The organism is Mesorhizobium sp. M0676 (genome assembly GCF_040320535.1).
GTDB lineage: Bacteria > Pseudomonadota > Alphaproteobacteria > Rhizobiales > Rhizobiaceae > Mesorhizobium.
Map to the genome: position 1 here is coordinate 1 of NZ_JAMYPU010000004.1, position 12,848 is coordinate 12,848.

Sequence of the window (12,848 nt, forward strand, 5' to 3'; positions counted from 1 at the left end):
GCCGTCATCAACAAGCGATTCGTGTGTCATCGCAGTGTAGAATCACACCCGATTCCGCAGGGCAATACCTATCTTAGCGCCTATGGGGAAACGGGGGCGTTGTGCTCACTATGCCGTTGCCGGAAGGCCAGCTGGTCGCACCTGTCCGACAGGGCGTGCATGGAATTCCCGATACCATTCCACGAAACGTTGCACGCCGTCCTCCAGTGTTGTCGCCGGTGCGAAGCCAACGGCGCGGCGCAGGTCCCTGACATCGGCGCGGGTTTCCAGGACGTCACCTGGCGGTAAAGGTACGTTGACGCGAACGGCGCGGCGACCAAGGGCCGTCTCGATGAGCGCGATCAGATGGTTGATTTCTTCCGGCCGATCATTGCCGATATTGTAGAGCCTATATGGCGCCGAACTGGTGGCAGGATCGGCAGCGCGACCGTCCCAACCGGGATCCTGACACGGTGGTTTGGCGAGCACGCGAACAACCCCCTCTACGATGTCGTCGATATAGGTGAAATCCCGCCATACGCGCCCGGCATTGGCGATTTCGATCGTTCGGCCCTCGGCGATGGCATGGGTGAACGTGTATACTGCCATGTCGGGCCTGCCCCAGGGACCATAGACGGTGAAGAAGCGCAATCCGGTTACGGGCAAGCCGAACAGATGGCTGTAGGAATGCGCCATGCATTCGTTGGCGGCCTTGGTGGCGGCGTAGAAGCTCACCGGATGATTGGCACCATGATGTTCGGAGAAGGGTATGCGTCGATTGGCGCCATATACGGAGCTCGACGAGGCATAAACGAGATGGCTGACGCCGGCGTGTCGGCAGCCCTCCAGAACGTTGAGAAATGCGACTATGTTTGACTCCACATAGGCATGCGGGTCGACGAGCGAATGACGCACCCCGGCTTGGGCGGCCAGATGCACGAAGTGCGATGGCTGGAATTCGCAGAACAGCGCTTTCACCAGCGACCGGTCCGCCAGGTCGAAGCGCATCGGCGTGAACCTCGGCTCGGCGCAGAGCCGTGTAAATCGCGCCTCCTTCAGCTTCAGGTCGTAGTAAGGCGTGAAGTTGTCGACGCCGATGACCTCGGCGCCGAGCCGCAAAAGGCGTGACGCAACATGAAATCCGATGAACCCAGCGGCGCCCGTGACGATGATCGGCCCCGTGTGCGTAAGGTTCGACGCAGCACCATCCTGCAGCGCGTGAACGATATCCGCCAGCTTGTTGACCTTCGAATCTGCTTCGGCCATGGCAGGTCACTCCCGTTTCCAGGTTCCGCGTTCTGCGCTATCTCGGCAGCGCCTTGAACGATCGGAAATGGCGCCGCCGGCCTTGTGATCTACGCGACAGCGCCCTCAATGCGGGCCGCCGCTGTCTGAATCAAAGCGGATGCAGACAGCAGTCGATTTCTCATGGCAAAACCGAAATGCGCCCCAAAAGAGCCACTAGTTCCGCCTGACGCCTCGTGTCGGTCTTGGCGAACAGTGAGGCAAGCTGAGAGCGGATAGTCGTGCGACTGAGATGCCAACTGCGGGCGATCTCCAGGGGCGCGTCGCCATGGGCGAGGCGTAGCGCCAACTGCGTTTCCGCGCTGGTCAAACCGAACATCCTTTGCAACGTGCGAGGGTTGGCCGCCGATTTGTTATCCCGGTCCAGCAATGCGACGACGGTTGTCCCGTCCGGTGTAACGACGCCCGTCTCGTTCATGGTCACCGGCCTGTCGCCTCTGCTGTGGATCACTACCCATGAGAGTGAGCCCGGCTGGAGGTGGACCGGAACATTCGCGACCAGCCGCCTCAACCCGGCGGCAAGCTCGACGGCTGTATCAGTTGCTTCGCCCTGGCGTGCGAGGGTGTCCCGAGCGGCAGCGTTCCATTCTATTACTTTCTTGTCTCGGTCCAGGACGAGATAGCCGCAACCCATACGATCAAGCATGCCGGTGATGGATTCCAGGCTGCGTCGTCGAGATCCGCCGACCCTTGCGTCCGGTCGGTCCACAAGGCTTATCGGCCGTTCGTGGCGGGTATCGTTCAATACAATGTATTGCCTGCCTGCGAGCGTATCGTTTCGCGTTTCAATCAGTGTCATCGCTTCCACCCAACCCATTGCTACTGACGCAAATCAAATCGGTTGAAGTTGCTGCTTCAACTTGAATTTCCACATACTGCGAGAAATCTGCGAATGGTTTTCCGCAGCGTCTCTTGGATACCTTTCTGAAGAGCGCTCCTGACACATGATTTTATTCGCCGGCAAAGTCATGGCAATCGGGCATTGGGATTAGGTGCCACCCCTTCGGCCTAGTCTCGACGGACTAGACCGAAAGTTGTAGTCTTTGCGCATGGGTTCGGACCTGCGCTGGCTCAAATCGAATGTGTCGAGCACTACGTTGGCTCATCTAGCTTCGCTGTTGGTGTTTGCAGCATCGATAGCATTCGAGGCGATAAGTACGGTATATGGCGGCCAGCCGTTGCCGCTTGTTGCGTTTATCCCCATAACCGTTGTCATCGTGTATCTTGAGGGCCGTTTTGTTGCCATCGCAGCAACGCTTCTGATGGCGGTCGCCGGCTTGTGGATGCGACACCTGCTGGACGGTCACCTCACTGGTGGAGACTGGACCGGGGCTGTCTTCCTCCTGGGTTCGGGTAGCCTGATCGCAGCTGTGTTCCACCGCCTGCGACAAGATCTGCACGGTGCGCTCAGGGTGGCAGAAGCGAGGCTCGCTGCCATCGACGCTGCCGCCTTGGGCTTTGCTAATACCAATCGCCATGGCGAACTGCTGCAGTCGAACAGACGGCTTTTGGAGATGACCGGCTACGCGCACAAGGAACTTGCCCAACTCGAGTTGCAGGAACTCATTGTCCCCGACGATCGAGGTACTGTGCGGAAACTTTTGGAAGATTTGGGCAATGGGACCGCGTCTGCGACGGATATCCGCGTTTTGCGCAAGGATGGCACGGCATTCTGGGCTCACCTGGCCCTGTCTTCGTCGCGGCCGGACGAGGCGCCAAATGAGAGCGTATTCGTGGTGGTTGACGATATTTCCGAGCGACAAGCGGCACGCGAGGCCCTTCGGGCTCAGAAGGAATGGCTTGATCTCGCCGTGTCTGCCGGGCGCCTGGGAACATGGCAAATAGACATTGACGATGGGACAGTCGCCGGCTCGAGCAAGTTCTGGGACATTCTTGGTCTGCCTCCGGCCCCAGTCCGCCGCTTGGAAGAACTCTCGGCTGTAATCCATCCCGTCGACTGGCCGAAGCTGTCCGCCTCGGCAAAGCCTTCATCGGCATTGAACTATGACGTCGAGATCCGTGTCCGGCAAGTGGATGGTCACACACGCTGGATTGCTTTGCGTGGACGGCAGGAAGAGCACGGCGACCGCAAAATGCGCATCGGGGTGGCGGCGGATCTGACCGAACGTCGACAAACAACTTTGCTTCGCGCCGCCGTAAAGAGACGCGAGCGCATAATGCGCGAAGAGCGCCATCGGTTCAGCAATGTGTTTCCAGTGATCAGAGCTCTGGTCAACATGATCGATATTCCCGACAATGACGTTGCCAAATACAAGGAGATGTTGATCGATTGGATCCGAACGCTGGAGGCGACCCATCGCATCCTTTCTCGTCACGCCAACCTGTCAGGGATGCTCCATGAGCTCGTGGACCGGGAATTGCAGCCCTTCAAGGAGACACGCGACATAACGATCAGTGGACCTTCCCTCACTGTGCCAAGCGGCGCCGCCGAGGGCTTGGCGATGATCCTTCACGAGTTGACGACAAACTCGGTGAAACATGGTGCGCTGGGTGACCCGAATGGCAAGGTCGAAGTTAAGTGGCGATTTGCATCCGAGGACGAAGGTGACGACCTCGTGTTCGATTGGGTGGAATCGGGCCGACGGAAGAGTTCAAAAGTCGTACGCCGCGGGTTCGGGTCACTGATAATCGGTGTGGACAGCACGCCGCTTGTCGGTCATTCCCCGAATATGGAAATAACCGAAGATGGCCTTCGATATTCGCTGCGTGTATCGCGCAAAGAAATTGAGGAATTTGGATTGCAATAGAGCCCCTCCAAGTCGAAGCCGAATTGGCCAATTAACGGATGGTGTGGGCCCTTTGCTGCGATTTCCTGCAAGCAAACTCGGGCCGGTTCGAGGGGCATACGTCAACTCGCCTGTCTCGTCAGCCAGCTTTGGAGCAACACAGCTGCTTCGGTACGGTTTCTAACCCCAAGCTCACGCAGCACGGCTGCGGCATGGATTTTCGTTGTCGCCTCGGCAATGTCCAGATTGCGGGCAATCTCCTTATTCGAGTACCCCTCTGCCATCAGCTTGAGGACGTCCTTCTGTCTAGATGTCAGCCTAGCGATGTCGCCCGAGCCCTCGTGCCGTCGGCTGGCATTTTGTACCGGAGGTGGGGGGGCATGCGATCTCTGGTCGGCAGACGTTCGAGATAGGAGAGATGGCACATAGATCCGGCCAGCGAGGATTTCGTTTACAGCCAGCACGACTTCTTCGTCGCTCTGCGATTTGACGATATACCCGTGAAGTCCGATCGAAAGCGCGGTCAGTATCTCCGAGCGGGAATCATCCCCGGAAACGATCGCAAAGCGAGTGTCAGGATAGGCAGCCATAAAGTCGCTGAGCACTTCCTGATGGAACAGCCCAGGCATGTTCAGATCGAGGATCGCAAGATCGATGGACGCCTGCTCCTCTAGAAGATTGACCGCGGCATCGAAACACGAAGCTTCGAATATTTCGGCGCTTGGAATTCCAGCCATGAGTGCCAGCCGGAGACCACGCCGATATAAGCCGTGATCGTCGGCAATGACGATCCGAGCCATGCAACTACCCCAACGCGTTACTCGGTTCCCGACGAGAAAACCCGCTGGAACCTCCCATTCGCCTATGATCGACAATCCGTGGTGGTCCTAAAATGGCGGCCATCCACTGGTCAACGCATCACAGTGATGTCCGCAGCGTCCCATCCACGCACATCCAGAACGTCTAATATAATACTAAATTGCGAAGCTCATCCATAGATTTTTAACCCTGGCGTGCGGTGCCTGTCCGCAAAACGATGCCGGTTCCCCATTTGTGGGTCCAAAGCCAGCTGTTCAGGACCATTTCTGTTATGTCGCCACCCGCTGTCGCTGGACCTGTAGGCCGGTCCGGCCCGGGCGGATCGCAGCTTTTTTGAAAGCAACTGCTTTCGTTTTATCGCCGTCATGATCAGTGCCCAATCGCGCTTCTATCGGCTGTTGATCTCGTGGCCATCTAATACCTTGAACGTTTTGAATCCCTACCATTCGAATGCACGACGACAGCCGCCCCGGCTGTCACATACCTTTTCACATATGATGTTCGGATTGCCGCCGAGGTTTGGCCGGATTTGAGGGTATGCCCTGGCCGGACAATGGAACACCGATCCCGAACAAAGCCAACTGCAGATCAGGAGGATCGAATGAAAGCGGTGATTCAATGTGGTGGGATGGGTACGCGCCTTCGACCGTTTACATCGGTCCTGCCGAAACCATTAATGCCGATAGGGGCCCGGCCTGTTCTTGAGTTGCTTTTGAAGTGGCTGCGGCGCAACGGCATTGAAGACGTGTATATTACGACAGGGTATCTAGGGCATTTGATCCGTAGCGTCTGCGGCGACGGATCGCAATGGAACTTGAAGATCAAATATACCCAGGAAATGGAGCCACTCGGCACCGTCGGACCTCTCTCTCTGATTAGGGATGAACTGAACGAAACATTTGTCGTTCTGAACGGCGATGTCCTCACAGATCTAAGCCTGAGCCGGTTTGTAGCCGCGCACCGCTTGCATAGGGATCCCGTTACGATCGCCACGGCGTGCCGTCATATCAAGATGGACTTCGGGGTCATCGACGAGATCGACAATACCGTCCAGCTCTTCCGGGAAAAGCCGACGCTTTCCCATCTCGTCAGCATGGGGATTTACTGCATGAACCCAGATGTCCTGCGGTTCATTCCGTCCGGGATCCCATTTGGGTTCGATGACCTGATGCTGCAGATGATGCAGGGCGGCACGACCGTGCATGTTTACAAGCATGACGGTCTTTGGCTCGACATCGGTCGTGTCGATGACTTCCAGAATGCACAGGCAATTGCCTGGGAAGATCAGTCGTCCTCAATCGAGGTCGCGGCTGCCGCTGCAGCCGCATGAAAGTCTGATGCAGAGGTCTACCCACTAACAAGGCTTTCAGGAGGTCAAGATGCTCTTGGTGAGCGCCCCGATCCTAGGCGTGCCAGAGAAGGCAGCCCTGTCGCAGGTGATTGATAGCGGCTGGCTTACGATGGGGGACAGGGTACGAGAGTTCGAACAGGCCTTTGCCAGCATGCATGGCGCGCGAGATTGCGTTGCGGTTGGTTCCTGCACCGCAGCGCTCCATCTTCTCCTCCATGCTTTGGGCATCGGCCCTGGCGACGAAGTACTGGTTCCTTCGCTGACGTTCGTGGCGACGGCGAATGCGGTGCTGTATGTAGGGGCGACGCCGGTCTTCGTCGATATCGAGTCCGTCGACGTGCCGTTGATCTCGGTTGCGGAAGCCGAAGCGCGGTGCACGACGCGCACGAAAGCGGTCATTCTCGTTCACTTCGCCGGGTATCTCCCCGATCGGGAACAATGGCAGCGGTTCGCCCGGCTTCGCGGCCTGCATATCATCGAGGACGCTGCGCACGCGCCCGGGCTTAGGGAAGTCGGGACCTTCGGCGCCGCGGCCGCGTTCAGCTTCTATGGCAACAAGAACATGACAACGGCCGAAGGGGGCGCCGTGATTGCACGTGACCCCGATCTGCTCGACAGGGTTCGCCTGGCCCGCGGGCACGGAATGACCACGGGGACGCATCAGCGGCTGAACAGTCGTACGCCGCAATATGATGTCACGATGCTCGGGTTCAACTACCGAATGGACGAGATGCGAGCGGCAATAGGGCTGGTTCAGTTGCAGAACCTGCAAGAGTGGAACGAAATCAGGCGAATCATAGCTGTCTTGTACCGACGCCTGATCGCGGACCGTTGCCCAGCCATTGTCATTCCATTTAGCGAACCCCGGACGTCGGCTTACCACATCATGCCGATCGTCCTGCCGCGCTACGCGAGCCGGCAGGATGTCATCGACGAGCTGCGGACACAGGGCATACAGACCACCATCCACTACCCGCCGGTGCACCAAATGACGTTCTACCGCGAGCGCTTTCCCGGCGTGAGTTTGCCCCGAACAGAGGATTTCGCTGAGCGAGAGCTCACAATTCCGCTGCACCCCCAGATCACTTCCGCCGCCGCCGAATCAGTCGTGGCTGCCCTGGCAGCCGCGCTCAAAACAGGCGCGCTCAAAGCAGGCGCCCAAAGAGGAACTGCTGCATGAATGCATTAGACCCTGCCTTTCACCGGATGTTCGTTCCAAATCCTGATCACGGCTTTGCGAGACGCGCAATCGATCTTGCGGTGGCGGGCATCGCTACCGTCGCATTGGCGCCATTGATGCTGCTGATCGCCGGAGCGCTTCTGCTCGAGGGCGGTGGCTCGATCTTGTTCGCTCAGACCCGCATCGGGGCCGGCGGCCGAACCTTCCGCATGTACAAATTTCGCAAATTCGGTGTGAACTGCGGCTCTCAAGGCCTTGCGCTGACGGTCGTGGGCGATACACGCATGACCACCGTTGGCCGCTTTCTCGCAGCGACGAAGCTGGACGAACTACCGCAGCTGTGGAATGTCCTCAAAGGCGAAATGGCGATCGTCGGCCCACGGCCCGAGAGCCTGGCTTTCGCCGATTGTTTCCGGGGCGAGCTTAGGGCCGTGCTGCAATACAAGCCAGGCCTGCTGGGACCAGCCCAGGTCGTTTTTCGGCACGAAGCGCATTACTTCCCCCAATCCGTAGATCCGATCGTGTTCTACCGGGAGGTCATGTTCCCCGCCAAGGCAACACTGGACCTCTCATATTATCCGCGACGCACCATCGTCTCCGACCTCGCGTGGATGGTGCGGGGAGTGCTGGCAGTGGTCGGTTGGGTTCCGGTACCGCCGATCGACGTTTGAATATCCAAGGGAAGCGTTCCAAACAGCCAAGGGAATGCGCAGTGATGAGCTACAATGGAAAGAAAGTCCTGGTGACCGGCGCGGACGGATTCATCGGTTCGCATGTCACGGAGGCGCTTGTTCGCAACGGGGCAGATGTCACAGCCCTTGCCCTTTACAATTCCTTCGACAGCCATGGATGGCTAGACGATCTGCCGGACACCATCCGCAGCCAGTTGAGGCTCGTCCGTGGTGACGTCCGCGACAGTGCGTTCCTTAACCGGATCATGCGCGGCCAAGTCGCGGTTTTTCATCTGGCGGCGCTTATTGCGATTCCATATTCCTACGCCGCTGCCCAGTCCTATGTGGAAACCAACATCCTAGGCACGGTGAACGTCCTCGAAGCGGCGCGCCTATGGGAGACGGAGCGGGTGATCCATACCTCCACGAGCGAGGTCTACGGAACTGCCCAAACCATGCCGATCGGCGAAACACACCCCCTGCAGGGACAGTCACCATATTCGGCATCCAAAATCGGCGCCGACATGATGGCGGAGTCTTACGCCAGGTCGTTCGATGTCCCTGTGGTCATCATGCGACCCTTCAACACGTATGGCCCGCGCCAGAGTGAACGCGCCATCGTGCCGACCATTATCCGGCAGGTCCTCGACCCGAAATGTCCTGCAATCATGGTAGGGGATACCAGCCCGATCCGCGACCTGACCTATGTCGAAGACACCGCGACAGCGTTCCTGACCGCAGGTCTCGCCCAGCTCGAGTTCGGCCACGCCTACAACGCTGGCAGCCAACGCGCTGCGACCGTCTCGGACGTATTGGCCATTGTTCTTGAGTTGACCGATTGCAAAAAGCCGGTCCGTCGTGATGAAAGCCGCCTGAGGCCGCAAAATTCCGAAGTTCGCGCCTTGCTCGCCGACTCCTCGCGCTTTGAACGTGAGACTGGATGGCGGACACAGACCAGCCTGCGCGATGGGCTGGAGCGAACAATCACGTGGTGGCGCGAGCGCCTTAGTGAAGGCCGGGTACGGCGCGAAGTGGGTTACATGACATGACCCTGGGCGGCCGTCATGCGTTGGCGCTGTTGCTGGCTGCCGGTGCCATATCTCCCAACATCTATGTTGCCGGCGGCCGTCAAAGCAAGGCAGCGGAGGTGGCGGCCACAGCGGTCGTGAACAACCTGCCGGGCTATGTGCGCCAAACAAGGGATCCTTGGTCTGGCATGGTTTTCGCACGGATCACCAGACCGGGCGTTCTCGGCCGGGCGGGTGTATGCGGGAAGAAGAACTGCACCCACCGTTACTCAAGCGCACAGGCTTGGAATGCCGACCAGAGCCTGCTCCTGATCGCCAATGGCTGCGGTGGCCTGTGCTTTCTCGACGGACAAACCTACTTGCCTTTGTTCCACCGCAACCGCGCGACCGAATGCGAATGGCATCCCACTGATCCCGAGTTGATGATCTGCGTGGGGGGCCGGCAGATTGCGACATGGGCCCCACGTACCGATCATGAGGACGTCGTGTTCGCCTCCGGAGCGTACTCCAACCTCAAATTTGGACCCAACAAAGGCAATCCGAGCCGCGACGGCAGCCGGATTGCGGTGCGTGCAACGAACAATGACGGCCGAGCGGTGGTTTTTGGCTACGATCTCAAGCAACGGCGGAAATTCCCGGATATCGATCTTGCCGAATTCCCGGGAACGACCGGCTCCTGCTCGATCTCACCACTCGGAATCAACATAGTGTGTTCCCAGCAATTACCGGACGGAATCGAAGCGAGTTTCGTCTTCTCCATCGACGGCATATTGCGCCAGAAGTGGATGGAGCACCATCGACCGGGCCATGGCGACATGACGGTCGATTCCGACGGAAGCGAAATCTATGTCGGGATCAGCAAATCGGATCCTGACAAATATCAGGTGATCAAGCGCCGCTTGGCTGATGGCAAGGCTACCTCGCTGATGAAATATGGCGAGGCCATGCATGCGTCACTCAGGTCGCTCGGCAGGCCCGGCTGGGTGTTTCTGAGTTATGGCGGCACGCCAGCCGAACTATCGCAGCACCCGGATTGGGCGCCTTACGCTCAGCAAGTCATTGCTCTGCGTCTAGACGGCAGTGGAGAGGTCCGCCGTGTCGCAGACACGCACAACGCGCCCTTCGACTACTGGAGCGAGACGCATGCCTCTCCCTCTCCGGACGGCTCCCAGGTGGTCTGGTCCAGCAACTGGGGCGTGCCCGGTGGCCCGGTATACGATTTCGTTAGTCGTGTTGAATGGCCTTTGAAGCCGGTGTTTGACCGGAAGGAGATTGTCGCAAATGACCTTCAGTAGACGATACGTTCTTGGCGCAGTCGTGATGATGTCGCTAACCTCGATGGCTTGCGCAGGCGAGGTCGAGCCCTATCAACTCTCACCTGGCGATACGGTCGAGATAGGAATAGCGCCGATCCCTGATCGGACGCAGCGCGCCGTAGTCCAGATGGATGGCAATATCGCCCTTCCGGAGGCTGGAATGATCATGGTCGCAGGCCTGACGGCGTCCCAACTGCAAAGGCGCATGCAAGAGGTCTTGCCAAGCAAGATTTTTCACGTGCGTCTGACTGATGGGCGGGAGCAGACAGTTACTGTCGAGCCCGACGATGTCACAGCGATCATAGCGGACTATCGCCCGATCTATGTAACGGGCGATGTGCTCACCCCGGGACAACAGGCCTACCGTCCGCTCATGACTGTACGGCAGGCGCTGGCCGTTTCCGGCGGCTTCAGTTTTTTGCGATCACGGGCGGGCCAGGCCGGGCCTGATCCGGTCGATCTCAAGCGCGATTACGAAATGCTCTGGGGAGATTACACGAAAGAATACCTTCACGCTGCCCGCATTCGCGCCGAGCTTCAGGGCCAGGCGGATTTCGACAAGAAGACACCACAGGGATCACCTCTTTCGCCGAGCGTTGTAGCCGCGATGGCACAGGCTGAAGCAGAGGCGCTGAAGGTTGCGCTGAGTGATTTCCGGCAAGAGCAGGATTTTCTGGAGAAGGGCCGGACGGACGCTGCCGAGCAAATTGGCGTTTTGCAGAAACGCGAACGAGTCGAGGGCGAGAGCGTGAAGGCGGATGAGCAAGATTTGGCGCGAGTGACGAAGGCATTCGATGCAGGCAATCTGACCAACACCCGGCTCGCGGATGTCAGGCGCGCGTTGCTTTTATCTTCAAGCGGCGCGCTTCAAACCTCGGTCGAACTGATGAGGGCGCGGCGCCAGCAGGAGGACTTTGTCAGACAGCACGAACGCAACGACAATCAAAGGAGGATTGGCCTGCTGACGGATCTGAAGGACACCAACGCCCGGCTGGCGGATGTCACCGCCAGGCTCCATGCCGCCAGCGAGAAGCTGCAGCCGACCGGAGCATCCACACAGCCATTGCCGATTGCCGGCGAAACGGTACGGGCCCAGGTGACCATCGTACGCAAGATCGGCAATGAATGGCGCAAGCTGTTGGTTGACGAAGATGCGATTGTGCTGCCGGGGGATACTGTCGAAGCCAGATTCAGCAGTGAACTGCAAAGTGTGGCAGTCCAATAGGGCGTCAGCCGCAGTCCGTGCGGAGCTTACTGTTCTATCGGGGGGGCGAACCCAACTGAACGGAGATCCAAGGTGAGGCGCATTTTCAACCAGGGAGCGACCCTGACACCCTCAACGAACGCGGATCAGGTGACGCAGTCGTCAAGTTATGCTTTCCATATGCCGTCAGCGCGAATTGTGCGGTCCAGGTCGCGCGCCGGTGAGTCCGGAAATTGGCAGGAATTTACGTCTAGCAAGGAGAGCAATGCGCAGGGCGGCTTCGTGTCGGACGGCTACAGGACCAGCCATTGCGCGCCCGGCTACGGCCTACATTACAACAAAACGCACAGTTCCGGCTATTATGGCGCGCTTTGGGAGAACATCGAAAAGCCCCTGATCCTCGACGTTCTTCGCCCCTTGAGCGGAGCGAGCCGAAACTGCCTTGATTTCGCATGCGGAACAGGCCGCATCGCCGAGGTAGCCGCCGGCCTCTTCAGCGAGGTGGTTGGCGCCGACGTTTCCAGAACTATGCTCGACAGCGCTCAAGTACCGCCCAATGTGAGTTTGCGTCACGTCGACGTGACAAGGGAGCAGTTGGGTATGACGTTCGATGTGGTAACCGCATTTCGTTTTTTCCTGAACGCAGAGGATGAACTGAAATGGCATGCACTGAAAGCGATCAATGAGCACCTTAAAGATGGCGGGCGGCTTGTGTGCAACGTTCACATGAATGCGACGTCGCCCGTCGGCCTGGCGTGCCGGCTGCTCAATCGAGTGTCTCGACGCACCATTCGCAACACGCTGAGCGCAGCGAGGTTCAAGGCCCTCCTGACTGCCTCGGGATTCACCGTCGAGCAGACGATACCGTACGGTTACCTGCCTCGGCCGGGAAACCTGTTGCCAGGATTCTGTGAAATGATGATGCAGCCTGTCGAGAAGGCCTGCAGAAGGCTTCGCGTTCCTGGCCAGCTGGCGCAACACTTCCTGGTTGTTGCGAGGAAGCGCTAAATCCCGAGAAAGCCCCGAAAACGGCAGGCAGCGGTTTTCTTGGGGTGGCTCGCCCGGCATGAAGCCCGTCTAAATACGGTGGAACGGCAGTTTTCCCCCGATTTAATATGTGGGTTCCGGGTTTCTCGGGTCAGCGCCACGATTTTGCTACATTTTGACTAAAGTCCAATCATGTTAGTGGGGCGTAATATTAGAAGGCTAAGGGGATACGCTCCTGAACAGCAAGAGATTGTCGGTGCC

Annotated in this window: 11 protein-coding genes; 8 read left to right on the forward strand and 3 right to left on the reverse strand. The window is 58.5% G+C overall.

Going from position 1 to position 12,848, the window contains the following annotated elements; genetic code table 11:
• Positions 1–108: 108 nt before the first annotated feature.
• Together NKI35_RS05355 and NKI35_RS05360 are read right to left on the reverse strand one after the other, a co-directional pair.
• Complete coding sequence (locus NKI35_RS05355) at positions 109–1,245, reverse strand: NAD-dependent epimerase/dehydratase family protein (protein WP_081725364.1); 1,137 nt, start codon at positions 1,243–1,245, stop codon at positions 109–111.
• Positions 1,246–1,405: 160 nt separating this feature from the next.
• Positions 1,406–2,083, reverse strand: coding sequence for a helix-turn-helix transcriptional regulator (locus tag NKI35_RS05360; RefSeq protein ID WP_023706589.1), 678 nt, complete (start codon positions 2,081–2,083; stop codon positions 1,406–1,408).
• Positions 2,084–2,333: 250 nt separating this feature from the next.
• On the opposite strand from NKI35_RS05360, the gene NKI35_RS05365 reads away from it, so the two are divergent.
• Positions 2,334–4,052, forward strand: coding sequence for a sensor histidine kinase (locus tag NKI35_RS05365; protein ID WP_352658288.1), 1,719 nt, complete (start codon positions 2,334–2,336; stop codon positions 4,050–4,052).
• Between the two features lie 101 nt (positions 4,053–4,153).
• On the opposite strand, the gene NKI35_RS05370 is transcribed toward NKI35_RS05365, so the two are convergent.
• Complete coding sequence (locus NKI35_RS05370; RefSeq protein ID WP_352738974.1) at positions 4,154–4,831, reverse strand: LuxR C-terminal-related transcriptional regulator; 678 nt, start codon at positions 4,829–4,831, stop codon at positions 4,154–4,156.
• Between the two features lie 620 nt (positions 4,832–5,451).
• Here NKI35_RS05370 and NKI35_RS05375 point away from each other — a divergent pair.
• From NKI35_RS05375 to NKI35_RS05405, 7 genes are all read left to right on the forward strand, one after another.
• On the forward strand, positions 5,452–6,180 hold the full coding sequence (locus NKI35_RS05375; RefSeq protein ID WP_023706591.1) for a nucleotidyltransferase family protein: 729 nt from the start codon (positions 5,452–5,454) through the stop codon (positions 6,178–6,180).
• Positions 6,181–6,229: 49 nt separating this feature from the next.
• Positions 6,230–7,381, forward strand: coding sequence for a DegT/DnrJ/EryC1/StrS family aminotransferase (locus NKI35_RS05380; protein ID WP_023706592.1), 1,152 nt, complete (start codon positions 6,230–6,232; stop codon positions 7,379–7,381).
• On the forward strand, positions 7,378–8,052 hold the full coding sequence (locus tag NKI35_RS05385; RefSeq protein ID WP_023681043.1) for a sugar transferase: 675 nt from the start codon (positions 7,378–7,380) through the stop codon (positions 8,050–8,052). Before NKI35_RS05380 ends, NKI35_RS05385 begins: the two co-directional genes overlap by 4 nt.
• 44 nt (positions 8,053–8,096) lie before the next feature.
• The gene (locus NKI35_RS05390; protein WP_023748029.1) at positions 8,097–9,101 is read left to right on the forward strand and encodes an SDR family NAD(P)-dependent oxidoreductase; all 1,005 of its coding nucleotides are present in this window, start codon (positions 8,097–8,099) and stop codon (positions 9,099–9,101) included.
• A complete protein-coding gene (locus NKI35_RS05395; protein WP_352738976.1) occupies positions 9,098–10,375 on the forward strand; it encodes a hypothetical protein in 1,278 nt (425 codons plus the stop codon). The genes NKI35_RS05390 and NKI35_RS05395 overlap by 4 nt, the downstream gene beginning before the upstream one ends.
• Entirely contained in the window at positions 10,362–11,621 is a 1,260-nt protein-coding gene (locus tag NKI35_RS05400; RefSeq protein WP_023691487.1) for a polysaccharide biosynthesis/export family protein, read from the forward strand. The genes NKI35_RS05395 and NKI35_RS05400 overlap by 14 nt, the downstream gene beginning before the upstream one ends.
• Before the next feature lie 72 nt (positions 11,622–11,693).
• Positions 11,694–12,608, forward strand: coding sequence for a class I SAM-dependent methyltransferase (locus NKI35_RS05405; RefSeq protein WP_023706596.1), 915 nt, complete (start codon positions 11,694–11,696; stop codon positions 12,606–12,608).
• Positions 12,609–12,848: the final 240 nt, after the last annotated feature.